Origin of the sequence: Paenibacillus soyae, from assembly GCF_024623455.1 — a bacterium.
GTDB classification, from domain to species: Bacteria; Bacillota; Bacilli; order Paenibacillales; family Paenibacillaceae; genus Pristimantibacillus; species Pristimantibacillus soyae.
This window is the reverse complement of the sequence record NZ_JANIPJ010000002.1, coordinates 1-23,757: the sequence shown is the minus strand read 5'-3', so window position 1 is coordinate 23,757 and position 23,757 is coordinate 1. Positions and strand designations below refer to the sequence as shown.

Sequence of the window (23,757 nt, the reverse complement as noted above, 5' to 3'; positions counted from 1 at the left end):
GCCGGGACGATCGGAGTCATCGACCGCGTTTCGACTTCCGATACGATGTCGGGCTCATGCCCTGCCACTTGTGGAATTGGTTAATGAAATGATTGTAATTGTGGAACCCGACATCGAAAGCGATCTCCGAGGAGCCCCGCTCTGTATGCTCGAGCAGCAGCGCGGCTTGGCGGATACGCATCCGATTCACCGTGTCGACGATGGACAAGCCTGTATTTTCTTTGAACAGATGAGACAAGCGTGAAGGGGAAAGACCGACGGCTCTGGCGATCCGCTCGATCCGGACGGGCTCGCGCATCTGTCTGGAGAGCAGGTGAAGCGTCTCCTCGACGCGTCCGTCCATGCGGCTCTGCCGTCTTCTCGTCAGAAGGATCATCATTTCGGTCAATGATTGTACGCAAAGCTCGTTCCAATAATCCCCTCGTTCTCTGGAATCGGACAATATTTTCATAAACGCACGATGAATTCGTTTGCGAACGGATTCATTGTCGATGGATAGGAGAAAAAGAGGCGAGTCCGGGAGCCATTGTCTCGGGATCATCGCATCGTCGAAATGCGCCCAGAAGAAATGCCAGTGCCCGCCTTCCGCCGTTCCGTACCGATGCGGCGTGCCCGTGCGTAGAATGACAATATCATGGGACTTGCAGGCATGTCGTTCGTTCGGCACTTCGAAATAGCCCTCGCCGTCGATCGTATACGCGATCAGCCAATCCTTCATGCCGGCAGGTCTGCTTGTGGAATAGGAGTCATTCTCGCGGAAGTGACCGGCGAGCACGAAGCCGCTGTCCGGCTGAATGCTGTCCGCAGGCGATTCGTTCTCTTTCATGTGTGTCCCTCCATGCGATAGGTATACGTTTAATCTATCATAGACCTTAGCGGTGGAGAAGAGGCGCAGCAGGATTGTATGATAAATCAGCTTCATTGTTACTTCATCGCTCCCGCGCGCCGCTTTATACTGAACCTGTGAAGACAAACGCGAAGGGGATGAACGAAATGACGGCTGCGCTGCGTTATTTGACAAGCGAACAGAAAAAGCAATTCGAAGAGCAAGGTTATTTGATCGTGGAAGGGTTGTTCCGCGAAGAGGAAATACGGGAAATCGAAGACACGTTCGAAGAAATCAGCCACCAGACGATCCCGGGGTATTTCGAGCCGAAGCTGGACGGGGGAGATTCCGATCCGCTCAGCCGGTATCCGCGCGTTATGCATCCGCATCGCTTCAATAATACGGCCATGAAGTACATGCTGCACCAGCCCGTCATGGAAGTGCTGGCCGATCTCTACGGCGAGGAAGCGCTGGCGGCGCAAAGCATGTTCTACTACAAGCCGCCGGGCTCCCGGGGCCAGGCGCTCCACCAGGACAATTTCTATCTGAAGGTCGAGCCGGGCAACTGCATCGCGGCATGGACGGCGATCGATCCGGCCCATGAAGAGAACGGCAGCCTGCTGGTCGTACCGAATACGCAGGATGAAGAAATCGTCTGCCCGGAGCTTGCAGACGCGAAGGAATCGTTCACGACCCATTTCGTCAAGCCGCCGAAGGATAAGAAGGCGATGCCCGTCATTATGAAGAGAGGGGACTGTCTCTTCTTTAACGGCAACCTGATACACGGATCGTACCGGAACAAAACCAAAGACCAGTTCCGGCGTTCCTTCATCTGCCATTACGCGAACGAATCGGCCTCGAAAATTTCCGGCTTCTATAGACCGTTATTCCGCGCGAACGGGGAGAGCATCGACTTGGAGCTGAACGGCGACGGCGGCCCTTGCGGCGTCACGTTCGACAACGCTTACCCGCATTAATGAAATCGACTGCCATAACCGGAGAAGCAAGCGCCCGCGCTTGCTTCTCCGGTTATTTTTTTGGACCCGCAAGTGCCATCATGTGGTAATCTTGTACATAGAAGGTTATGGCGGAACGGCGGAAGACGAAGCATGTAGTCATGTTTGGCCGTTCGTCCGAATAGTTGTGATCTAGACCCATACTATCGATGAGAGGGACTAAGGCGATGAATGTAACCGAAGCTTATGTGGACGGCCTGGCGCTGAACGCAGGCGCCATCAAGAACGGCCGGGACCTGATGAAGAAGAACAGCTTCCCCTTGCTGTGCGTCTCCGAGGATGGCGCGGTTATCTTCGGCGAATGCAAAGGAAGCGGCAAGGAGCCTTACCGCTGCTCGGTGGACTTCGCGAACCCTGCAAGTCCGGTGTTCCGGTGCTCTTGCCCAAGCCGGCAATTCCCTTGCAAGCATATTCTGGGACTGCTGTACGCTTACGCGGACGGGCGAACGTTCCAGACGGCGCCGATCCCGCCGGATTTGCAGGAGAAGAGGGACAAGGCGGAGAAGCGCGAGGAGAAGAAGAAGGAGACGGCCGCGGGGGGAAGCGGTTCGCCGGCCAAACGGAAGACGAACAAATCGGCTCTCGTCAAGAAAGCGGCGGCGCAGCTGGAGGGCATCGAGATCGCGGAGAAGCTTATCCGTCATATCGCGCATTCGGGACTCGGCAGTCTGGACCCGAAATCGCTTCAGTTGCTCGAAGATCAAGCGAAGGAGCTCGGCAATTATTACATTCCCGGAATCCAGATAGCCATGAAGGAGCTGTTATTCCCCCTCCGTTCGGACATGGGCAAGGAAGAACGATATTCTCTCGCCATGGAGAAGATGCTGACGCTTCACGTCCTTCTCAAACGGGGCAGGGAGCATCTCGGGAAGAGGGCCGAGAATCCTGATACACCTTTGGATTTGGAGACGACCCTGGAAGAGAGGATCGGCCATGCCTGGCAGATGGCGGAGCTTAGAGAGAACGGCCTCTCGCTGGGAGAGACCGGGCTGCTTCAATTGGCCTTCCGTTCTTACGCGGACGAAGCCCGAGGCGAATACGTGGACGAAGGCTACTGGATGGAGCTTAAGAGCGGCAGCATCTATACGACCCGAACCTACCGGCCTTTCCGCGCGGCCAAATACATACGCGAAGACGATTCGGTATACGAAGTGGTACTGGCGAGCGATCCGGTCCGGTACCCTGGCGATATGAACGCTAGAATCCGCTGGGAAGAAGCCGTAGCCAGGCAGCCTCAAGACTCTGACTACGAGCTTATCCGCGGTCGGGCCAAAGCTTCCATTCCCGAAGCCGTCAAGCAGGTGAAAAACCAGATCAAAAATCCGTTATCGGATAAGCATCCGGTACTTCTCTTGCGATACACGGCAATCCTGCAGCAGAATGATCAGTTCGCCATCGTCGACGAAGCAGGCAATCGGCTCGCGCTGGCCGATATCCGGCATCTTGCCCACCCTACGACAGGCTTGCTGCCGATGCTGAACGAGGGCTGGCTGAAGGATCAAGCGATGCTGCTCATGTTCGAGCACGACATGGAGCAAGGAAGGCTGGCCGCCCAGCCTCTAAGCATCGTGACCGGCCAATCGCTTATTCGGCTGATGTACTAATAGCAATGGATTATGGATGAGGAGACGAGGGCATGAGCATAGACATTCTGTATGAACTACGCGGCGAGGTCAGACGCATATTCATCGCCGGGTGCGGACTTGCCGCCGGCGACATAAGGCTCGGCAGCCTGCTGCCCCGATTGGAGAAGCTAGGGGAATCCTCGCCGGTCTTCCAGCGCATCGGGCAGTCGGTTCAGAAGCTGCTGCAAGCGGAGCCGGCTCAGGCCGCGAACGCGCTGATGGAGCTCGGGGCGTTGCTTCAATCCGTTCTGTATACGCAAGGGAAGACGGATACGAAGGAAGAGCTTATGCCTCTGGCAGGCACTTCATTCATGCCGCATACCTCCGTGCCGTACCGGAAGCTTCAGCCGGTGCTTGCGGCCCTGACGCAGAAGGGACAAGGACGGCTGGAGCAGCTGCAGCAAGCCGACGGGCAGGGCTTGTTCGCGGATTTCCGAGTGCTGCCGGCCGCGGTCGGCGCTCTTAGCGATTCCTATTCCGAAATTCCCGAGCTTCTGCAGCGCAAGGTACTGCCCAAGTATGGGATGCAAGCCCTCCACGAATTGCGGAAGCAGCTTGATCTGCAGGGAGGCAAAGGCGATGCCCGCAGGCTGGAGCTGATACACGATCTGCTGGAGGAATCAGCGCAGGACTTGCTCGTTCAAGCGGCAACGGAAGGATCGACAGACGTTCGATCCACGGCAATCATGCTGCTGGGCCGGTACGAATCCCAAGAAGAATTCCTTCTCGAGCAGGCCGACGACAAGAAGAAGGACATTCGCGCGGCGGCTTATACCGCTTTGTCCGCCCTGGCAACGGATAAGGCGCTGGATCGTCTCAAGCAGGCGCTGTTCGGGAAGGATCGCGATATCGCGGTCATCCCTGTCCGCGAATGCCGCTCGGATGAGCTCGCGAAGACAGTCATCGACGAAGCGGATCAGCTGCTTCGCCGCCTCTCGGCATGCGCGGCGAACGAAGCCGAGAAGCTGTCCGCGCAGCTCCAGGCTTATTTGCACAGCTTGACGGGGAAACGGCATCCCGGCGTGCTCGAGCTGCTTAAGAGCTTGTTCTCCTCCCAGCAGGCCGTTCGCCATATGACCGAGCCGGTCCAAGAGACGGCGGCGGACTTGCTGCTGGACTTGCGTCTGCCCGAGGCGGACGCCTTCGCGGTTACTTTAGACGAACCTTACAAACGGAGGTTCATCGGCACCAGCTTCCAAGCGGCAGCCCGCGTGATGTCCGCGTCCGAGCTTTACGAGCGATATGCGCCGATGCTTCAGGACGGCAGACAGGCCGGAGCCAAAGAGCTGCGGAGAACGCTCAACGTACTCTCCCCCGACGATCTAACCGAGCTGCTTGGCGGAAGGGAGCCGGGGGCGGAATGGGATCCGCGATGGGCGCGCTTATTCGCGAAGCTCGACGAGCAGGAGCTCGTCTGTCTGACCGCGAGCGGCCCGGATTCCGAGATCGAGGCGTATTTAATCGGCAAATGCCGGAATAAAGCAAGGTTCTCCCATTACAACACGGTTCAGTCGCTAATCGCGTTGTTCAGGATCGGCAGCAAGGAAGCGCCGGAGCTGCTTATGAGCTTGCTGGAGGACGGGGGACAGAGGCATCTCTATTATTTGGACGAGACGCGAGCGGCCCTCCTGACGCTGCTGCCCAAATCCTATGAACCGAGATTGCGGGCTTTTGCGGAGACGCTTACCTACGAGAGCGTCAAGGAGCAGGTGCAGAGAGCGGCCGACGTAGTGGCCGGCAAGGACGAAGCGGCGGAGCAAGCCGAAGAGAAAGGAACGGGGATAAGAGAATGGATCAAAAGCAAAATGCGTTGAGGCTGCCGGCGGAGAAGCTGTACGAAGCGGAATTGCAGGCGCTTAAGGAAACCGACAAGGAATCGAGGCCGGCCGGCTGGCAGCTGTCGCCCAAGGCCGTTCTTACGTTTCTGACCGGAGGGCAGGCTGGCGGCACTGCGATCACGCCTAAGTATATCGGCAATAAAAGGCTTGTCGAAATGGCGATCGCCACGCTGCTGACGGATCGCGCGCTGCTGCTGATCGGCGAGCCGGGCACCGCCAAGTCGTGGCTGTCCGAGAATTTGACCGCCGCGATTCACGGCGATTCCTCCAAAGTCATCCAAGGCACGGCCGGAACCAGCGAGGAGCATATCCGGTATTCCTGGAATTACGCGATGCTGCTCGCGCAAGGCCCGTCGGACGCGGCCTTGATCAAGAGTCCGGTCTTCCGCGCCATGGAGACGGGAGGAATCGCCAGGTTCGAGGAGATTTCGCGCTGCGCCTCCGAAGTGCAGGACGCGCTCATCTCGATCCTGTCGGAGAAGACGATCTCGATTCCCGAGCTGGGCCGCGAGGTGTCGGCAACGCGAGGGTTCTCCGTCATCGCGACGGCCAATACGCGCGACCGCGGAGTGAACGAGATGTCCGCGGCGCTCAAGCGGCGGTTCAACATTATCGTGCTGCCCGCGCCGTCCGACATCGAAACCGAAATCGAAATCGTGCGCAAGCGAGTCGCCGAAATTTCGGGAAGCTACGAATTGAAGGCGGCGCTTCCGGATGATGAAGCCGTGAGGAAAGTGGTGACGATCTTCCGCGAGCTTCGCAGCGGCGCGACGCTGGACGGCAAGGAGAAGGTGAAAGGGCCAAGCGGCGTCATCTCCACCGCGGAAGCGATCTCTCTGCTAACCGGCAGCATGGCGCTTGCGGGCAGCTTTGGCAACGGCGACATCACCGAAGAAGACATCGCGGCGGGCTTGCAAGGCGCTATCGTGAAGGACGACGAGAAGGACCGAATCGTATGGAAGGAATATCTCGACAATGTCATGAAGAAGCGGGGAGCGACATGGAGAAACTTGTACCACGCATGCTCGGAGATGAACCAGTAACCGGCGGCCGGCCGTTTCATGTGTTCGGCATTCGGCATTTGTCGCCCGCAGGCGCTCATCACTTGTTGGCCTTTCTCGATGACATCAACCCAACGGCGGTGCTCATAGAAGGTCCTGCGGACGCCTGCGGCTTAATCGGCCAGCTGACGGCCAGAGGCGTCGTCCCGCCGATAGCGATACTGGCGTATACGGACCATCTCCCCGTTCGCACGCTCCTCTATCCGTACGCCGAATATTCGCCGGAGTACCAAGCCTTCGTCTGGGCGGCGAGCAACGGGGCGGAAGCCCGCTTCATCGACCTGCCGACCGAGGTCTCCTTGGCCTTGTACGACCGCCGGAGAGGCGTCCCGATTATGAAGCGGCCAGACGGCGGACCGGAAGATCCGGATTCGCGCGGCGCCTTCCGTGCCGAACAGAGCCGATTGTTCGAAGACGTCGTCAAGCTGGCCGGCGAATCGGACTTTGAATCGTTCTGGGAGCGGCAGTTCGAGCATAACGGACGGAAGGACGCCTACCGCAAAGCCGTAGCCCGTTATTCGGAGCTGATGCGAAGCCGGACGGAAGCGATGGAATGGGAGCACAGCCCCGAAGAAGCGGCGTATAACGAAGTGCGCGAATCCTACATGCGGCGTAGAATTCAGGATGCGATCGACGCCGGCCACGAGCCGGATCGGATCGTCGTCGTGACGGGAGCGCATCATACTTCCGCGATGGATCTCCGCCTGCCGCCGATCGGCGATAAGGAGATTTCCTCTCTGCCGAAAGTATCGACGAAGCTTACGCTCATGCCTTATTCTTACTATAAGTTATCCACTCGTTCCGGATACGGAGCAGGTAATCAGGCGCCTGCTTATTATGAGCTGCTATGGGATTGCATGAAGCGGGGAGACGCGGCCAAGCTGCCTGCCTACTATTTGTCCCGCATCGCGGAGCATCTGAGAGCGCAGGGGACATTCCGCTCGACCGCTTCGGTCATCGAGGGAGTCCGCCTCGCCGAAGCGCTCGCCGCGCTTCATGACGGCAGTCAGCCGACATGGCGGGACTTGCAGGATGCCGCGGTCGTCTGTCTGGGCTTCGGCGAACGTTCCGTCATTGCGGAAGCGCTTGCCCGGACGGACATCGGTACCGCGATCGGCAGCTTGCCGGAGGGGGTCAGCCAGACGCCGGTTCAGGACGATCTGAATCGGGAGCTGAAACGGCTGAAGCTGACGAAATATAAGACGGCCGTCGCCGAGACGCTTGAGCTCGATCTGCGGGAGAATCGCAGAGTGCAGTCCGAGGAGGCCGCGTTCCTCGACTTGAACCGTTCCGTACTCCTGCATCGGCTTGAGCTGCTGGGCATCGGCTTCGCGAAGCGGCAGCGGGCAGGGCAGCAATCCGCGACTTGGGCGGAGCGCTGGGATCTGCAATGGACGCCGGAATCCGAAATTCAGACGGTCGAGTCGACGCTGAAGGGAGAGACGGTCGAGCTGGCCGCCGCATTCGCGCTGGGCGAGAAGCTGGAAGGCTGCGCCGATCTGGCGGAGGCGTCCCGGCTCATCCGGATCGCATGCGACTGCTCTCTCCATAAGCTGATGGAAGACGCGCGCTCCGTCCTGCAGCAGCTGGCGGTCGATGCCGGCAATTTCGAACAAATCGCCGCGGCCGTGCACGAGCTGTCCGTATTGGCGCAATACGGATCGATCCGGAGGCTGGATACGGCGCCGCTGCTTCCGCTGCTTCAGCAGCTGTTCCTTCGCGGTTCGCTCTTGCTCCTGGATGCCTCCGGATGCAACGACGACGCGGCGGCGGCCATGGCCTCTGCCATTCAGATCATGCAGGGAACGGCTTCGGAGCATTACGATACGGTTGATGCCGGGCTGTGGCGCGCCAAGCTCGAAGAGCTGGCCTTCCGCGACGACCGCAACGCGAAGCTGTCGGGGCTTGCGTTCGCTATTCTGCTGGAGAAGAACGAGATTTCGGAGGAGCAGTGCTCCCGCGAAGTGGCAAGACGGCTGTCGCTCGGCATTCCGGCCGATCTGGGCGCAGGATGGTTCGAAGGGCTGGCCCAGCGGAACCGGTACGCGCTATTGTCGCGAAGCTTCCTCTGGAAGCAGCTGGACGATTATATCGCCACGCTCACGCCCGAAGCGTTCCAGCGGTCGCTCGTGTTCCTGCGCCGGGCTTTCGGGGCGTTCGAGCCGAGGGAGAAGGCGGCCGTCGCCGAGATGATGGGGGGATTCTGGGGCGTATCGGCCGAGGATGCCGCCATCGCGCTGCAAGAGCCGCTGAGCGAAGAAGAAAAGGAGAAGCTCGATGAACTTAACGAATTCGACTTTGGAGATTTGTAGCCTATGACAGCCGCGAATCAAGAACAATTGAGGCGATGGCGGCTTATCCTCGGAGCGGCTTCGGAGAGCAAGCTTCAAGAGCTTGGGACGGGTCGCTTGCTCGACGAGGAATCGCGGCTTCTGGACGAAGCGCTGGCGGCGATTTACGACGAGACGACGGAAGGCGGCGGGCAAGCCGATTCCGGCGCGGGCAAAGCCCGTTCCGCGGGGCTTGGCTCTTCGTCGCCGAAGCTCGCGAAGTGGCTGGGCGACATCCGCTCGTTTTTTCCTCCCGACGTCGTCTCGGTCATTCAAGCGGATGCGATCGAACGCAAAGGCCTGAACCAGCTGCTGTTCGAGCCCGAGCTGCTTGCCCAGGTGAAGCCGGACATCCAGATGGTTGCGACGCTGATGTCGCTGAAGGGCAAAATTCCGGAGCGCACGAAGGAAACGGCCAGACAGCTGGTGAAAACCGTCGTTGATGACATCATGAGAAGAATGGAGCAGGATTTGCGTCGGGCGGTGACCGGCGCTCTGAACAAGCGGCGGCATTCGCCGCTGCCGAATCTGTCCGGGCTCGACTGGAATACGACGATTCGCAAAAACCTTAGGCATTACGACCAGGAGCGAAAGCTGCTCATACCGGAGAAGGTGTATTTTTTCGACCGCGCCCGCAAAAGCAAGGAATGGACGATCATCCTCGATATCGATCAAAGCGGCTCGATGGCGGGCTCCGTCATCTACGCGTCCATCATCGGATCCATCTTCGCCAGCATGCCCGCCTTGAGCACGCGGGTCGTCGCTTTCGATACCGAGGTCGTCGATTTGAGCGAGCAATGCGCGAACGATCCCGTCGACATGCTGTTCGGCATTCAGCTTGGCGGCGGCACCGACATTAACAAGTCGATCAAGTATTGCGAGCCTTTTGTTACGGAGCCGAAAAAAACGATCTTCATACTGGTTTCCGACCTGTACGAAGGAGGAAATCGGACGGAGATGATCCGCAGGCTGACGGAGATGCATCAGGCGGGAGTGAAGGTGATCGCGCTGCTCGCTTTGTCGGATGATGGCGTCCCGTCCTACGACGAAGCTGTCGCGAAGAAGCTGTCCGGATACGGCATTCCTTGCTTCGGCTGTTCGCCCGGCAAGCTCCCGGAGTTAATCGAAGGAGCGCTCAAAGGAATCGACCTTGGCGCGCTTGCCGGACGCGTTCAAGCGAGCAGCCATCCATAAATAACCATGCAGATAAAAGAAAGGGGGAAGGCCATCTTGCAGAAGCCGGACTACGCGAAATTAAGCAAAGAAGTATCCTACGCGCTTCGCCATGCGCCCTGGGTTTACGAGCTGGAGCTCGATGCCGAAGGCTGGGTTGCGGTCGGCCAGCTCGTTCATTCGCTGCGGACGGACCGGCAGTGGACATTGCTCACCGCAGAAGATGTATCGGCCATGGCGGAGTTATCCTCCAAAAAACGATTCGAAATTCAAGATGGCAAAATTAGAGCGCTGTATGGGCATTCCATCCCCGAAAAAATCGTAAAAAAAGCCGAAATGCCGCCAAACGTCGTTTTCCATGGAACAGCGGGCCAGCTGGTAAAGGAAATATTGAAGTCGGGCTTAAAACCGATGGCCAGACAATACGTGCACCTGTCGGCGGACAGGGAAACCGCGCTGGTCGTGGGCAAGCGCAAGGATCCCGTCCCCGTGCTCCTGTGCATTGATTCCCGAAGAGCGTGGCAGGAAGGCATTCTTTTCTACAGAGGGAACGAGACGGTTTGGCTGTCCGATCACGTACCTTCGTCCTACATTTCTTTGGCGGAATAACCGGGATTCCTACTCTTCATGAAATCGATACAAGGCTGCCGATTATGGCAGCCTTATTTGCGCGCGGACGAAGCTCGCCAGCCTTCTCACGCCTTCCACGATACGCTCTTCGTACAGATTGCCGTAGCCCAGCACGATCCGCGGCTCGGATTTGCCTGGCTTCCGCAATCTGTAATCGTCTGCGGGGTCGACTCTCACTCCGAACAAGACCGACTTCTCCCAATCGATTCCCGAATATAAAGATGCAGGTTGAAAGCATACTTGCAGATGCATGCCGGCTTCGTCGCCGAGCAGCGCCGCGTTTTCCCCGAAGGCTTGACGGAGCTGCTCCTTCAGCAAGGCTCTGCGCTTCCGGTATTCTTTTTTCATGGCGTGGATATGCCGGTCCAAGTGGCCGCCGCGAATAAACCGGCTTAAAGCCTTCTGAATGACGAAGGGCGTATAGAGATTCAGCATTTCTTTGGTCTCGAGCAATCTTTCGGTCAGATGGGGCGGGACGATCGCGTATCCGATTCGGATGCTTGGCGTTAACGTCTTGCTGAACGTCCCCACGTGCAGGACCCTATCGGGCGCCAGCGTCTGAAGCGGAGGGACGGGAACGCCTTTGAGCCGGAATTCGCTGTCGTAATCATCTTCGATCAGATAGGCTTCCGATTCGGCCGCCATTCGGATGGCTTGCTGTCTCCGTTGAATGGACAAGAGGCTTCCCGTCGGAAACTGATGAGATGGCGTCAGCAGCATCAGGTGGCAGGCTTCGAGCCGGGACAGCGTGTCGACGGCCATTCCATGCTGATCGACTTCTACGGGAATCACCGTGTAATTCAACGCTCTGAAAATATCTTGCGTAAAACCGATCGTCGGGTCCTCGAGATAGACGGACCGGAATTCGGAGGCTAACGAATGGGCGATAAGCATGATGGCTTCCGATGCGCCGGAAACGATGATGATTTGATCGGCTTCGCAGATGATGCCTTTGGTTCGGAATACATAGTCCCGTATCACCTCTCGAAGCTCCATGCTTCCCTGAATGGAGCCGTATCCCAGCGAATCCTCGCTTATCGACTCCGCCGCATAGCGCAGCTCCTTCGCCCAGGCCGACCGGGGGAACGATTCGTCATCGGGAACGCCGGAGGCGAAGTCGATTAGGTCGCGTGTCCGAACCCCGTCGCTTAGAGCCGCTTTCGATGGCGCGGGAGCAGGTGCTTCGCTCTTCCTAGGGACTGGCGTTATGCCTTCCGCGACATAGGTTCCGGCTCCGACTCGTCCTTCCAAATAACCTTCGGCCGTTAATTGCTCATAAACCTCGATAATCCCGTTGCGCGCGATTCCCCATTCCTTTGCAAGCACCCGCGTAGGCAGCAGGCGCGTGCCGGCGGGCAAGCGTCCCGATTCGATCATTTGCCGCAGCAGATCGCAAATTTGCCGGGTTACGGACAATTCGGCGCGACGGTCAATCGATATGCCGTACATGTCTATGTGAAACCTCCCCAAATTTTTATCAGCAAACCTGACTTCGTAAGTATTGGCTCCTCAAAATAACGAATAATTGGATCTCTTCGAGGACCATCGCTCTCATTATAATCAAGGAGAATCGACTTGAACAGGAGGCATGACTTATGAATCGAAAACAAACGCTGGGAGCATCCGGGATTGCGATAAGCCCGCTCGGCTTAGGCTGTTGGGCGATCGGGGGACACTTCACGCTGGGAGGGCTGCCTGACGGATGGGGGGAAGTCGACGACCGGCAATCGATCGAGGCGATCCATGCCGCGATCGATATGGGGATCAACTTCTTCGATACGGCGGACGCATACGGGGCCGGACACAGCGAGACGGTTCTGGGAAGCGCCGTCAAGGGTCGGAGAAGCGAGGTCGTTATCGCCACGAAGTTCGGCTTCACGAACAACGAAGCGGCCAAAGAGGTATACCTTCGCCATGACGTGTCTCCGGCTTATGTGCGACGCTCCTGCGAGCGGTCGCTGCAGAGGCTCGGCACGGACTATATCGACCTCTACCAAATCCACGTCGGGTCGTTAACCGCCGGGGAGATCGACTCCGTCATCGATTCCTTGAACCGGCTGAGGGAAGAGGGATTTATTCGGGAATACGGATGGAGCACGGGGGACCCCTTGCTAGCCGAGCATTTCGCCAGACAATCCCAGGCAGCGGCTTTCCAGCATTCGTTAAACGTCCTGCGCGACGATCCCGAGATGCTCTCCATATGCGAAAAGCATGGCTTAATCAGCATTAACAACTCGCCGCTGGCGATGGGCTTGCTAAGCGGGAAGTTTACCCAGGGCTCCCAGCTTCCCGCGAGCGATGTTAGGGGCAGCAGCCACGAGTGGGTCCAATATTTCAAGGACGGGAAGCCCGTCACGGATTATTTGGAGAAGCTTAGAGCCGTCAAGGAGATATTAACCAGCGAGCGTCGTTCGCTCGTGCAGGGCGCCCTGGCATGGATTTGGGGGCGAAGCGACGCAACGATTCCGATTCCCGGCTTCAAGACGAAGAAGCAAGTGCAAGAGCTGCTCGGCGCAACGGCGTTCGGTCCTCTAACTCCATCGCAAATGGAGGAAATCGAGCGGATCCTGCAGCCCGTGTGACAGAGAGAATCATCAGCCGGAGACGGAGGAATACGGCATCGGCTCCTTCGTCTATCGAAGCAGACGACCGCTTCATCCGGAGAGACTCGCGAGATGGTTCGAGGAGTGGCCGGAGGAAGTCGTACGCGCCAAAGGCTGGCTCTGGATCGCCAGCCGGGCCGGCGGGACGATGGCTGGCCTCGCTGCCCGCCGCGGAGAGGGAGCAGATTCTTGCGGACGAGCCCGAGCTGCTGCGGAATTGGGATGAGAGCACGGGAGACCGTCAGAGCGAAGTCGTGTTTATCGGCGTGGACATGGATCGCGAGGGTATTCGAACCGCCCTGAACGACTGCATTCTGACGGAGGAAGAGATGACGCAAGATTGGAGCCTCTTCCCGGATCCGTTGCCGGCTTGGCCGACGGCATAATAAGCCGCGCGGCGCTCGGTTTCAAAATTAAAAAGCTTGGATTCCGTGAACGGAATCCAAGCTTTCGTTTATTTTTTGAGATGGTACGGGACGGTTGTTAAGACGATGTCCTTGCGGTAGAGAAGATGTGCTCGAATCAACAGGCTGCTCTGGTTATGAAGCAAGTTATGCCAGCCTTTCTTCGGGATGAACTGCGGGATGACGACCGTTACCTGGTAGTTCGATTCATCCGCTTTGCGCTTGACGACATCGATGAATTTGCCGAGCGGCTGTATGATGCTCCGGTACGGAGAGTGGAGCGTGACGAGACGGATGTCCGGCTTCCAGCTGCGCCATTTCTCCTCGAAGCGGGCTTCTTCTTCACGGTCGAACGGGATGTGGACCGCAATAATCTGCTCGGCGCCGAGAGATTGGGCATAGTTAAGCGATTGCTCTACGACATGCGTAATTCCGGATACGGGCACGATCATCACGTTGCCTTCGATCGGAACGGCAGGCTCGCAGGTCGCGAGACGAAGCTGATCGCCGACGGCTTCATAATGCTTCTTGATGCGGTGGAACAGGAAGATGATGATCGGCAAGAATATCAGAACCGACCATACCTGCGCGAATTTCGTGATGAAGAACATCAGGGTTACCATGAGGCTGATGACGGCTCCCGTCGTATTAATAGCCAGCTTGGATACCCATCCGGCCGGCTTCTCCCGGATCCACTTGACCATCATCCCCGTCTGGGACAGCGTGAACGGTATAAACACGCCAACGGCATACAGCGGAATTAACTGCTCCGTCTGTCCTTGGAACACGATAATCAGCAGGATGGACAGCAAGCCCAGAATGATGATCCCGTTCGAATAGCCGAGCCGGTCGCCGCGCACCGTGAACATTCTCGGAATGAATTTATCGTTCGCCAGATTAACGGCAAGCAGCGGGAACGCGGAATAGCCGGTATTGGCGGCAAGAATCAGGATAAGGGCCGTTGTGCCTTGGACAAAATAATACATAAAATTCCGACTGAACGTTTCTTCCGCGATTTGGGAGACGACCGTCACCTCGGCAAGCGGCGAAACGCCGTAAAAATAGGCCAGCGCCACAATGCCGGAGAATAAGACGGCTAACAAAATGCCCATCGCGGACAACGTTTTGGCCGCGTTATTAGGAGCAGGGCTCTTGAAATTCGGGATGGCGTTCGAGATCGCCTCGACCCCGGTCAGCGCCGAGCTGCCCGACGCGAAAGCTTTCAGCAGCAAGAACAGACTAATGCCCGCGATCGGCGTGCCCACCGGCGTATGCAGCTCGGGGGATACTTCGCCTGTCATCACGCGATAGATGCCCACGCCGATTAGAACAAGAAGCGCCAGTACGAATAAATAAACCGGATAGGCAAGCACGGACGCGGATTCGGTCACCCCCCGCAAGTTGAGCAGCGTGAGCAGAAGCACGAACACGACGGCGATGACGACCGTATATTCATGCAGCGCCGGGAAAGCGGAGGTAATGGCGTCCGTACCCGCCGATACGCTGACGGCAACCGTCAGAATATAATCGACCAGAAGCGAACCGCCTGCCACAAGACCGGGATATACGCCTAGATTGTTTTTCGAGACCACATAAGCTCCGCCCCCTTGAGGGTAGGCGAAGATGATCTGACGATACGAGAGAATAAGCGCCGTTAGCAGAAACAATACGCCGATCCCGATCGGGATCGAATACCAGAACGCCGCGGTGCTCACCGTAATCAATACCAATAAAATTTGTTCCGGACCGTACGCGACGGAGGAAAGGGCGTCGGACGATAAAATCGCGAGCGCTTTTCTCTTATTTAGCTTCTGCTCGCCCAGCTCCGTGGATTTCAAAGGCCTGCCGATCAACAATCGTTTAAAAGCTGCCATAGCGCAAATCACTCCAATTCCGATGATTGCAGCCCATGCCAAATCGACGATTACCCTTAATTTTCCCATCGCAAGGCCAAAAAAAGCCGCAGGAAAGGGGGACCTTCCCGCGGCTTCTTCAAAAAAAGCGCGATGAGTTCCTCTTTCGAGACGCTGACGAGGTTAGCTGACGGATTCAGGTCTGAAAGTAACCTTACGCCGAACAATTCGGCGATTCACCCCTGGGACGGCTAGCCGTCCCGATGGTTCCCCCGCTTCCGCAAGCGCGGAATTAAGCGATCAAGGATTCATTTCGTATAGCGAGCTTGCATGGATACATCTTACTCCTGCTTTTACTTGATGTAAACAAACAAGGAATGAAGTCTGGAGCGAAATTGCCGTACATTCTACTAAAAATCCGTTTACATCCGCACGAATCTTGGCGATTCTCTTTATTCCTAAGTTATGCTCGTGTTAAACGTATCCGGAAGCACACGCGAGCCGCCGGGTTATTCCGTGCCGCGGCTCGTTCGATTATTTCTCGCAAGCAATGCCGTCCTTGTCGCGATCACTCTTCTTGTTTGCTTCGTATAGTTCCTTGGACGCATGCGGTTTATGTTTCGTTTTGCCGCCCTTGTTTTTAGTAGTTGAGGATTTGGCCACTCCACCGGGGTAATCTTTATTGAGTTCCGTGCAGTTTTTGTACGTTTTTGCTTTTGCTGCAGCGTGTTCCGTCATGGAACTGCTGAAGATAAGAGCGGCAGCTAATAACATAATCATCATTTTCTTCATTAGATTTTCTCCTACTCTCTTCTAGTCAATTAAACCTATTATACCAAATGGCCCATTAGCTGGGTCAATATGAATAGTTTAACCGGCGGCGGGCAAACTTCGTGTGACGGCATACGAATTCTTGTTTTGAAGCGAGGGGAAATATGGAAAGTTTAGTGCTGGAAACCATTGAAAATCAAACCATGCCGTACCCATCGGACGAGAGCAGGAGGGCGCTTCTCGGGAAAATGAGTCAAGCGAAATACGTGTTGCTCGGGGAAGCTTCTCACGGCACTGCGGAATATTACAAGGATCGGGCCGAGTGGTCCAAGCGCCTAATCAGCGAGCATGGATTCCGCTTCATCGCGGTGGAAGGGGATTGGTCGGCCTGTTATGCGCTTAACCGTTATGTGAAAGGCCGCGAGGATGCGGGAGAGGATGTCCGTGAAGCGTTGAGCGAATTTGCGAGATGGCCTTCCTGGATGTGGGCGAACGAAGATATACTGGAGCTGGCCGAATGGCTAAGAGCTTACAACAAGGATAAGCCGGAAGCTGAGAAAGCGGGCTTTTACGGCATCGACGTCTACAGCCTGTGGGAGTCCTTGGATGAAATATTGCGTTATCTCGAGACGCAGCCGGGAACGGATCTGGACGCGGCGAGAAGAGCGTTCGAATGCTTCGAAGCGCATGAAAGAGACGGTCAGCGTTACGGCATTTCTGCGACCTTCTATGGAGAAGGCTGTCAAGATGAGGTCGTGGCGTTGCTGCGCAAGCTGCAGGATAAATGGCGGCAGACTGGCGCGGACGATCGAGAGGATGCGTTAAGCGCGGAGATGAACGCGCTTGCGGTTCAAGGCGCTGAAGCGTATTACCGCACGATGATCCGCCACGACGCGGAATCCTGGAACGTAAGAGACCGCCACATGGTGAAGGCGCTGGATAAGCTGATGGACTATCATGGCGAAGGAACGAGGGTCGTCGTGTGGGAGCATAACACGCATATCGGGGATGCGAGATGGACGGATATGGCGGCGGACGGAATGGTCAATGTCGGTCAGCTGCTTCGCGAGAAGTACGGCAGCGAGGTGTTCGCCGTTGGTTACGGCACCTACGAGGGTACCGTCGTCGCGGGTAGAGCTTGGGGGAGTCCGGCTCAGGTCATGAAAGTCCCGTCCGCCATCCGAGGCAGCTGGGAGGAGCTGCTGCACCGGTCGGGCGCTCGCGACAAGCTGCTGATATTCGATGAACAAACGGCTGTTCTGGACGAGATGTGGCTGGGGCATAGGGCGATCGGCGTCGTCTACCATCCCGAACGCGAGCGCGGCAATTATGTGCCGACCGTCGTATCGAAGCGCTACGACGCGTTTATTTATTTCGACGAGACGCGCGCGCTTGTTCCATTGTCGCTGGAAGCCGCAGTCTCCTACTAAACGAATCCCCAGGGAAGTCCACGGTTCGAGAACCCGTGGACTTCTTTTTTTGGCAAGGGGAAAATCGCCGCTCATACAAAGGCCGGGCAGCGCCATATCTATTACAAGGAGCCAAATTCCTCTTGCGGGGGCGATTCCATGGAATACGCGATCCTTGTCCTATTGATTGCCGCATGCGCGGCGGGAATGCTATTGTTCCGCAGAAACACGATTCCCCCGGTCAGCGATGTCCGAAGCCTCGGAGGCAAGCTGTCCGTCATTATTCCGGCCAGGAATGAAGAAGCCAACTTGCCCAATCTTCTGGCGTCGCTTCAAGCTCAAACGCTCCAGCCGTTCGAAATCATCGTCATCGACGACCACTCGGAAGATCGGACGAGAGCCATAGCGGAGAGCTTCGGCGTGACCGTCATCGGAAGTCCGGAGCTTCCCGATGGCTGGACAGGAAAAAATTGGGCGGTCTGGAACGGGTATCGGCATTGTTCCGGTAAATTAATCGCGTTTCTCGACGCGGATGTGAGGCTGACTCCCGGCGCGCTGCGGTCGCTCCTTAACGCGAGGGAACGGTCCGGCGGCGTCATCTCCATCGTGCCTTACCATGAGACTGAGCAATTCTACGAGAGGCTGGCACTTATCCCGAACGTGCTCGGTTTATTGACGTTCACCTCGCCGTTCGAGCGCCGTAATGCCGCCCAAGGATTATACGGAGCCTGCATCCTGACGACAAGGGGCGATTACGAGAGAGCAGGGGGGCATCAAGGCATTAAGGGCGAGATGCTCGATGATCTGGGATTGGGCGCGCAATACAAAAAAGCCGGCATTCCGGTTAACAATTATATTGGCCGCGGAGTAGTCTCCTTCCGCATGTACCCCGGCGGCATACGCAGCGAAATCGAGGGCTTCGGCAAGGGGGCCGTGCTCAGCACGGGCAAGCTGGACGCACGAACGATTGGGCTAATCGCTATATGGCTGATCGGTCTTCTGGGGGCGGAAGCCGCGCCGTTTGCCATCGGGACGGCATGGTTCGTTCCGCTGCTCGTCGCTTACGTTCTTTACACCGGGCAAATCTATTATTTCGCCCGTTACGCCGGGCGATTCGGTTTTTGGCAGCCTGCGCTCCATATGCTGAGCTCTATCTTTTTCTTATTGGTCATGCTGTATTCGGCTTATCAGGTCGTGTTGTTCGGAAAGGTCTCTTGGAAAGGCCGTAAAGTCGAGGTCGGAAGGCGGGATGCGCCATGATCGCGGCATGGATCCTGTTTGCTTTCCTTTGCGGCTCCCTCATGTTCTCGTACTGGCTTGGATTGCTGGCGAATCGAGATATTACGGAAGTTGGAGACGGCAATCCCGGCGCCATGAATTTGTGGCGTTCTTCCGGCTACAAATACGGGGTTGCCGGCATCGCTCTTGATTTCTCTAAAGGATTTATTCCCATTTTATGGTTTGTCGCCGAATCCAATGCCGCCGAAGGCTATCCGATCATCCTGCCAGCCGCCGCCGCGCTGCTTGGCCATGCATTCTCGCCCTTTATGAAGGGACGCGGCGGCAAGGCGATCGCGGTGACGTTCGGGGTTTGGAGCGCCATGATGTTTGCGGCCGCTCTCGCATACGCCGTCATTCTGGCCGCTCTTATGGCCCTGCATCGCTTACTGCGCCGCGGCCATCGTACGACGCCGGCCTCGGACGGCTTGCAGGTGGTGACCGGCATGCTGCTTTTGAATTTGTTTATGACGCTTGTGGGTTATAGGCTTGAATGGATTGCGTTAGGCATCTTTAATCTAGTTCTGCTCGCGTTTACGCACCGTAAGCTATGGAGCGATCGGTACGGAAGGACCAAGCATAAACATCGGGGCTTATAACCGTTAGTCCAGGGGCGACATCACGCCTTCATACATGCGCAAAGTACGCCGAAATGCCCGTTGAATGCGGTTCAGCTGCCGGGAGTCGAAGTCCTCCGGTTGGGCAATAGACTTGTGGATCGGAATGATCCGGCACTTAGGCTCCTGTTTATCGTTCGATAGCCATACCCAAGTCGGTACGTAGTTTATTGCGGAGAGCAAGAAGGAGCCGCGTTTATTTTTTTTGATCTTTATTAGCGCAATAATTCCGGTTAAAGCCTCATCCTTTCCGTGCAGTCTCGTCGAGATGAAATTGCCAAGCGAATAAATGGCAAACCGTTTTCTCGTTCTGCCGAATTTATCCTTTACCTTAAGGCAAATGGCGGGCTGGAGAACATGCGGATGGCTTCCGAGGACAAGATCGGCCCCTTCGTTGAATAAGAAGCGCACCCAGCTTTTCTGCGGATCAGACGGACGGGAATCATATTCGTACCCGTTATGCATGCAGACGATAATGAGATCGGAAACGGCTCTGAGCCGCTCCATGTCTTTGCTGATCGCGTTGCGGTTGAGCTTTTTCACCCCGGCAGGTTGTCCCTTCGGAACAGGTATTCCGTTCGTGCCCCTTGTATAAGCCAATATGCCTACGCGCATTCCCTGCACAGTCTTGAGGCATAGCGAACGCGCTTCGTTCTGATCCCTGAAGGTTCCGACATGCGTGATCCCGAACTTATCCAACGTCGCGAGCGTACGCTTCAGGCCGCGAATCCCATAATCCATGCAATGATTATTTGCCGTCGCTAGTACATCGAAGCCTGCTTCTTTCAGTGCGGGGGCCAATTCGTCCGGACAATTAAACAGCGGATTGCGGTTGCTTGCGTGTCGGTGCGTTTGCGTGTAATCCGAGGCCCCGCCGGCAAAATTCGTTTCCAGATTGCCTATAGTTAGATGGGCTTGCTTCAAGTAGGGGGCGACAGCTTCAAACGCTTGCCCAAAATCATATTCGACCTTGGGATGACCGCTTGCCTCGTTCGGCTTGCGAACGGTACGCATCGCTTTGATCAATTGAGGCTTTACCAAGAGATCGCCCACTGCCGCAATGGTCCATTCATTCGACACAAGCATTCTCTCCTTCGTGTGTAATTTTTATAGCCGCTTATCCATTGTATGCGCTTAGCCGGGATGGTTAGCGTAATAAATAAAGTTCTCGAACAATATCGGATTCATTGTTATAATCTATATCCAATGATATACAACCAGTTGATCCGTAACCCAAAGGGTCTATTCCACGTATACAGAGAAACAAACGACAGAAGCTGAGGTAATGGCGCAGATGATAATCGAAATAACAGATCAAGCGGGAGCTTGGTATCAACAAGCCGAACGGAAAGCGGCGGAATATTTCGAATCCCTGTACAAGCAGGTTATGGATCAGTCTTACGTCACGAACCTGACGCAAGACTTCGCGCAGTGGAGCAAGCAGCATGTCCGGAACCAGACATGGATCTCCTTGTATTCGCGCGTGAACAAGAAGCCTTCCTCCAAGCATTACCATCTCTACCTGAGGTGGCTGGAGCGGAGAGGCGAATTGGACGATTATTTGGATCGAAGCGTCTCCTATATGTACATGAGGGATTTGGGCAAGACGCTCGATTCTTCGGACACGGCGGTCCGCATTCAGCGGCTGGTCGGGTTCATCAAGAAGCATATGATCGAATCTTCCGGACCGGGAGAAGGCGAACTGCCCGCATTCCTAAGTCTGGCCGGCGTATACCGGTGGGCGAAGAAGGAAGGCGTGGAGGAAGCCGCGATCTGGGTTATCCACAAATTAAAAACCGTAGGCTCGCACATTCCGGATGGGATGAGCGCCGATCACGGCATTCGCAAGCTGATCAAAATCATCATCGGCGTCGTCCTGCACGTCATCGAAGATATGGATGACGACGTGCCGCAAGAGGAACGCTCGCGAAGACTTGACGCCGCCATTCGGTTGGGTTACTCCTATGGCTTGACCTATCCGTTTATCGACGATTTGCTGGATTCGGGCGTTCTGAACCCGGAGGAAAAAATCATGTACTCGCAGATGATTCGCACCACGCTTCTCCAAGGCTCCGTGCCTGCATTTCATAGGCAGTCATGGTCCGAAGCGAATGCGGATCTGATCGGGTTCGTCCACTCCGAGCTAGGAGAAGCGTTTGATTATATGAAACGGCATCAGAGCGCGGAGACGCGGCAAACGTTTTTCGAGCAATCGTATGTATTCTTCGAATCGCAGGACGTTGATCGGGTTAAGCAGCTCTCGAACGCTTCCTATAGGAACGAAGAGTTATTCTTGCCGATTATTATTAAATCCGCGTCTTCCCGCTTGATCGTCCGGTCCGTGATCGGAGCGGCCGTGGACGAAGGCTTCGACCACCGGACCTTCTATTACGGCATCTATAATCAGTTGGCCGACGATTTCGCCGACATGCATGACGACCTGCGGGATGGCGCGGTGACGCCTTATACGTATTATTGGACCTATCAGGGCACCCGCGAGGACTTGATCAATCCATTCGAGCTGTACTGGACGGTCATCTCCCATCTGATCCACGATGTCTATCATTCCGACGCGAAGGCGCGCGACGTCATTCTGAATCGGGCCATTAACGGGCTTAAGCGAAGCCAGGAGAGGCTGGGCAAAGACAAATACGCGGAGATGATGGCGGTATTCGCGCCCCGCGATTCGGATTTTCACCAGCTCTTGGAGCAGATGGCGAGCAAAGCGGATCGGGTTGAATTTTTCGACAAGCTGCTGCGCGATCAAATGATCCATATGCTGCGGAACGACCGGACGGAGAAGGCGCAGTTCAAGGAAACGGTGCGCGCCGTCAGGAATCAACTGAAAGGCCTGATGCCGATACCCGTTCCGGGGGAAGAGCTGCCTGTTCGGGAATCGTTGATCGAAGCGGCGAATTACAGTCTGGAAGGCTCAGGCAAACGGCTGCGTCCGATTATGGCTTGGGTAATGGGCGTGAGCGAATACGGATTGCCGGAGTCTTCGATCGCCCCTCTGGTCCGATCTCTCGAATACATGCATACCGCTTCGCTGATCTTCGACGATCTGCCTTCGCAGGACAACGCCGCGTCCCGCAGAGGCCGTCCGACCTTGCACGAGATTCACGACAGCGCGACGGCTGAACTGACCGGGCTGTTCATGATTCAGAAGGCGATGGAAGAACAGTCGTCGCTCACCTCGTTCGACCCGAAGGCGGTTCTGTCATTAATCCACTATTCGTCCAGACGAGCGGCGGATATGTGCAGAGGACAGGCGATGGATCTAGGCAGCAGGGGCAAAACGCTGACGCTCGAGCAGCTGAACACGATTTGCTTCTACAAAACGGGCATCGCCTTCGAAGCTTCGCTCGTCATGCCCGCGATCCTGGCGCAAGCCCCGGAGGCGGAGATTGAGCTGCTGAAGTCGTACGCCTACCACGCGGGAATCGCGTTCCAGATCAAGGACGACTTGCTCGATCTGGAAGGCAGCCTGCAGCTGCTCGGCAAACCGGCGGGCAAGGACGCGGAGAACAATAATTCGACTTTCGTGACGCTGCTTGGCCGGGAAGGCGCCAGCAAGGCGATGTGGGAGCATTATTGCCTTGCCTCGGAGGTCCTGCACAAGATGCCGCGCCGCTCGGCGTTTCTCCATCATTTGTTGGATTATTTGATTAACAGGGACTATTAAACTATTTATGGCAAGCCAAGATCCGCGCGTTATGCGCGGATTTTTTTAGTGCCGGGAACGGGAACCGAATGGTCAGCTGTCCGGTCTAATGGATTAGAGGTGACGACAATTGGATGATGTGTGGGATTATTTCAAGGCCTTGGCTCCGGGCTACGACAAAGACGCGGTCCTTCGGGAGCTGATGGAAGCCTTCGGCAACGATGTTTGGCGCTTTGCCTATTTCTTGACCCGGCGCAAGGAGGCGGCGGACGATATTTCGCAGGAGGTGTTCCTCTCCGCCTACAAAAACATGTATGCCTTCCGTGGGGAATGCACCGTCAAAAGCTGGCTGCTTACGATTACGCGGAACAAATCCATTCATTATTTGCAGAGCGCCTTTATCCGGAGAGTCACTTTGACGGATCGGATAACCCGAAGCGGCGGGATTTCGCCGGCAGCGGAACAGATGGCGTTCGACCGGATGGAGAACAAGGCGCTGTGGGATACCGTCATGAAGCTCCCGCGAAAATATGAGGCCACTGAAGAACTTACGCATTTTCAAGTGAACAATAAAGTTCAAACAAAAAGAAGATGTCCACACCCATATATTGGGATGGGCATCTTCTTTTTGTAGGTTATTTTGCTTGTATTCTCGGGTA

20 protein-coding genes and 1 riboswitch are annotated in these 23,757 nt (G+C 56.3%); of the genes, 15 read left to right on the top strand and 5 right to left on the bottom strand.

From position 1 onward, the window contains the following. Positions 1 to 16: 16 nt before the first annotated feature. Positions 17 to 826, bottom strand: coding sequence for a helix-turn-helix domain-containing protein (locus tag NQZ67_RS02475; protein WP_257442446.1), 810 nt, complete (start codon positions 824 to 826; stop codon positions 17 to 19). 167 nt (positions 827 to 993) lie between these two features. On the opposite strand from NQZ67_RS02475, the gene NQZ67_RS02470 reads away from it, so the two are divergent. From NQZ67_RS02470 to NQZ67_RS02440, 7 genes are all read left to right on the top strand, one after another. Further along, a complete protein-coding gene (locus tag NQZ67_RS02470; protein ID WP_257442444.1) occupies positions 994 to 1,803 on the top strand; it encodes a phytanoyl-CoA dioxygenase family protein in 810 nt (269 codons plus the stop codon). Positions 1,804 to 2,009: 206 nt separating this feature from the next. Continuing rightward, on the top strand, positions 2,010 to 3,446 hold the full coding sequence (locus NQZ67_RS02465; protein ID WP_257442443.1) for an SWIM zinc finger family protein: 1,437 nt from the start codon (positions 2,010 to 2,012) through the stop codon (positions 3,444 to 3,446). A 32-nt stretch (positions 3,447 to 3,478) separates the two neighbouring features. Then, on the top strand, positions 3,479 to 5,281 hold the full coding sequence (locus tag NQZ67_RS02460) for a HEAT repeat domain-containing protein (RefSeq protein ID WP_257442442.1): 1,803 nt from the start codon (positions 3,479 to 3,481) through the stop codon (positions 5,279 to 5,281). Beyond that, positions 5,257 to 6,348, top strand: coding sequence for an ATP-binding protein (locus NQZ67_RS02455; RefSeq protein ID WP_257442440.1), 1,092 nt, complete (start codon positions 5,257 to 5,259; stop codon positions 6,346 to 6,348). Before NQZ67_RS02460 ends, NQZ67_RS02455 begins: the two co-directional genes overlap by 25 nt. Continuing rightward, the gene (locus tag NQZ67_RS02450) at positions 6,306 to 8,678 is read left to right on the top strand and encodes a DUF5682 family protein (protein ID WP_257442438.1); all 2,373 of its coding nucleotides are present in this window, start codon (positions 6,306 to 6,308) and stop codon (positions 8,676 to 8,678) included. The genes NQZ67_RS02455 and NQZ67_RS02450 overlap by 43 nt, the downstream gene beginning before the upstream one ends. Before the next feature lie 3 nt (positions 8,679 to 8,681). Next, the gene (locus NQZ67_RS02445; protein ID WP_257442437.1) at positions 8,682 to 9,890 is read left to right on the top strand and encodes a VWA domain-containing protein; all 1,209 of its coding nucleotides are present in this window, start codon (positions 8,682 to 8,684) and stop codon (positions 9,888 to 9,890) included. 6 nt (positions 9,891 to 9,896) lie between these two features. Next, entirely contained in the window at positions 9,897 to 10,478 is a 582-nt protein-coding gene (locus tag NQZ67_RS02440; protein WP_257442435.1) for an RNA 2'-phosphotransferase, read from the top strand. A gap of 42 nt (positions 10,479 to 10,520) precedes the next feature. On the opposite strand, the gene pdxR is transcribed toward NQZ67_RS02440, so the two are convergent. Continuing rightward, complete coding sequence (gene pdxR, locus NQZ67_RS02435) at positions 10,521 to 11,948, bottom strand: MocR-like pyridoxine biosynthesis transcription factor PdxR (RefSeq protein ID WP_257442434.1); 1,428 nt, start codon at positions 11,946 to 11,948, stop codon at positions 10,521 to 10,523. Positions 11,949 to 12,094: 146 nt separating this feature from the next. Here pdxR and NQZ67_RS02430 point away from each other — a divergent pair, with 146 nt between their 5' ends. From NQZ67_RS02430 to NQZ67_RS30570, 3 genes are read left to right on the top strand one after another with little or no spacing between them, the layout of a single operon-like run. Then, positions 12,095 to 13,081 (top strand): aldo/keto reductase, encoded by a 987-nt coding sequence (locus NQZ67_RS02430; RefSeq protein ID WP_257442433.1) that lies wholly within the window; start codon positions 12,095 to 12,097, stop codon positions 13,079 to 13,081. A 37-nt stretch (positions 13,082 to 13,118) separates the two neighbouring features. Beyond that, complete coding sequence (locus tag NQZ67_RS30285; protein WP_371825265.1) at positions 13,119 to 13,328, top strand: GTP-binding protein; 210 nt, start codon at positions 13,119 to 13,121, stop codon at positions 13,326 to 13,328. Positions 13,329 to 13,356: 28 nt separating this feature from the next. After that, positions 13,357 to 13,488 carry a hypothetical protein gene (locus NQZ67_RS30570; protein ID WP_371825264.1) on the top strand — a complete coding sequence of 44 codons (132 nt, stop codon included), beginning with the start codon at positions 13,357 to 13,359 and terminating at the stop codon, positions 13,486 to 13,488. A 68-nt stretch (positions 13,489 to 13,556) separates the two neighbouring features. Here NQZ67_RS30570 and kimA read toward each other — a convergent pair whose 3' ends face one another. Beyond that, a complete protein-coding gene (gene kimA / locus NQZ67_RS02420; RefSeq protein WP_257442432.1) occupies positions 13,557 to 15,380 on the bottom strand; it encodes a potassium transporter KimA in 1,824 nt (607 codons plus the stop codon). 135 nt (positions 15,381 to 15,515) lie between these two features. After that, positions 15,516 to 15,668, bottom strand: a riboswitch (cyclic di-AMP (ydaO/yuaA leader). A 225-nt stretch (positions 15,669 to 15,893) separates the two neighbouring features. Beyond that, the gene (locus NQZ67_RS02415) at positions 15,894 to 16,151 is read right to left on the bottom strand and encodes an excalibur calcium-binding domain-containing protein (protein WP_257442430.1); all 258 of its coding nucleotides are present in this window, start codon (positions 16,149 to 16,151) and stop codon (positions 15,894 to 15,896) included. A 143-nt stretch (positions 16,152 to 16,294) separates the two neighbouring features. Here NQZ67_RS02415 and NQZ67_RS02410 point away from each other — a divergent pair, with 143 nt between their 5' ends. The 3 genes from NQZ67_RS02410 (at position 16,295) to NQZ67_RS02400 (ending at position 19,416) form a co-directional block, all read left to right on the top strand. After that, positions 16,295 to 17,560, top strand: coding sequence for an erythromycin esterase family protein (locus NQZ67_RS02410; protein ID WP_257442429.1), 1,266 nt, complete (start codon positions 16,295 to 16,297; stop codon positions 17,558 to 17,560). A 138-nt stretch (positions 17,561 to 17,698) separates the two neighbouring features. Further along, positions 17,699 to 18,799, top strand: a complete 1,101-nt coding sequence (locus NQZ67_RS02405; protein WP_257442427.1) for a glycosyltransferase — start codon at positions 17,699 to 17,701, stop codon at positions 18,797 to 18,799. After that, on the top strand, positions 18,796 to 19,416 hold the full coding sequence (locus NQZ67_RS02400) for a glycerol-3-phosphate acyltransferase (protein ID WP_257442426.1): 621 nt from the start codon (positions 18,796 to 18,798) through the stop codon (positions 19,414 to 19,416). Before NQZ67_RS02405 ends, NQZ67_RS02400 begins: the two co-directional genes overlap by 4 nt. A 3-nt stretch (positions 19,417 to 19,419) precedes the next feature. Here the strand turns inward: NQZ67_RS02400 and NQZ67_RS02395 are convergent, their stop codons facing one another. Beyond that, positions 19,420 to 20,514 carry a CapA family protein gene (locus tag NQZ67_RS02395; RefSeq protein ID WP_257442424.1) on the bottom strand — a complete coding sequence of 365 codons (1,095 nt, stop codon included), beginning with the start codon at positions 20,512 to 20,514 and terminating at the stop codon, positions 19,420 to 19,422. Positions 20,515 to 20,728: 214 nt separating this feature from the next. Here NQZ67_RS02395 and NQZ67_RS02390 point away from each other — a divergent pair, with 214 nt between their 5' ends. Together NQZ67_RS02390 and NQZ67_RS02385 are read left to right on the top strand one after the other, a co-directional pair. Next, the gene (locus tag NQZ67_RS02390; protein WP_257443340.1) at positions 20,729 to 23,119 is read left to right on the top strand and encodes a polyprenyl synthetase family protein; all 2,391 of its coding nucleotides are present in this window, start codon (positions 20,729 to 20,731) and stop codon (positions 23,117 to 23,119) included. A gap of 118 nt (positions 23,120 to 23,237) precedes the next feature. Next, the gene (locus tag NQZ67_RS02385; protein WP_257443339.1) at positions 23,238 to 23,732 is read left to right on the top strand and encodes a sigma-70 family RNA polymerase sigma factor; all 495 of its coding nucleotides are present in this window, start codon (positions 23,238 to 23,240) and stop codon (positions 23,730 to 23,732) included. Positions 23,733 to 23,757 lie beyond the last annotated feature (25 nt).

What these genes read in the sequence shown, in the direction of transcription:
- NQZ67_RS02450 (WP_257442438.1), top strand. Translation starts at nt 6,306, where the DNA reads ATGGAGAAACTTGTACCACGCATGCTCGGAGATGAACCAGTAACCGGC.
- NQZ67_RS02430 (WP_257442433.1), top strand. Translation starts at nt 12,095, where the DNA reads ATGAATCGAAAACAAACGCTGGGAGCATCCGGGATTGCGATAAGCCCG.
- NQZ67_RS02390 (WP_257443340.1), top strand. Translation starts at nt 20,729, where the DNA reads ATGATAATCGAAATAACAGATCAAGCGGGAGCTTGGTATCAACAAGCC.
- NQZ67_RS02455 (WP_257442440.1), top strand. Translation starts at nt 5,257, where the DNA reads ATGGATCAAAAGCAAAATGCGTTGAGGCTGCCGGCGGAGAAGCTGTAC.
- NQZ67_RS02400 (WP_257442426.1), top strand. Translation starts at nt 18,796, where the DNA reads ATGATCGCGGCATGGATCCTGTTTGCTTTCCTTTGCGGCTCCCTCATG.
- kimA (WP_257442432.1), bottom strand. Translation starts at nt 15,380, where the DNA reads ATGGCAGCTTTTAAACGATTGTTGATCGGCAGGCCTTTGAAATCCACG.
- NQZ67_RS02460 (WP_257442442.1), top strand. Translation starts at nt 3,479, where the DNA reads ATGAGCATAGACATTCTGTATGAACTACGCGGCGAGGTCAGACGCATA.
- NQZ67_RS02465 (WP_257442443.1), top strand. Translation starts at nt 2,010, where the DNA reads ATGAATGTAACCGAAGCTTATGTGGACGGCCTGGCGCTGAACGCAGGC.
- NQZ67_RS02405 (WP_257442427.1), top strand. Translation starts at nt 17,699, where the DNA reads ATGGAATACGCGATCCTTGTCCTATTGATTGCCGCATGCGCGGCGGGA.
- NQZ67_RS02415 (WP_257442430.1), bottom strand. Translation starts at nt 16,151, where the DNA reads ATGAAGAAAATGATGATTATGTTATTAGCTGCCGCTCTTATCTTCAGC.
- NQZ67_RS02475 (WP_257442446.1), bottom strand. Translation starts at nt 826, where the DNA reads ATGAAAGAGAACGAATCGCCTGCGGACAGCATTCAGCCGGACAGCGGC.
- NQZ67_RS02470 (WP_257442444.1), top strand. Translation starts at nt 994, where the DNA reads ATGACGGCTGCGCTGCGTTATTTGACAAGCGAACAGAAAAAGCAATTC.
- pdxR (WP_257442434.1), bottom strand. Translation starts at nt 11,948, where the DNA reads ATGTACGGCATATCGATTGACCGTCGCGCCGAATTGTCCGTAACCCGG.
- NQZ67_RS02440 (WP_257442435.1), top strand. Translation starts at nt 9,897, where the DNA reads ATGCAGATAAAAGAAAGGGGGAAGGCCATCTTGCAGAAGCCGGACTAC.
- NQZ67_RS02410 (WP_257442429.1), top strand. Translation starts at nt 16,295, where the DNA reads ATGGAAAGTTTAGTGCTGGAAACCATTGAAAATCAAACCATGCCGTAC.
- NQZ67_RS02445 (WP_257442437.1), top strand. Translation starts at nt 8,682, where the DNA reads ATGACAGCCGCGAATCAAGAACAATTGAGGCGATGGCGGCTTATCCTC.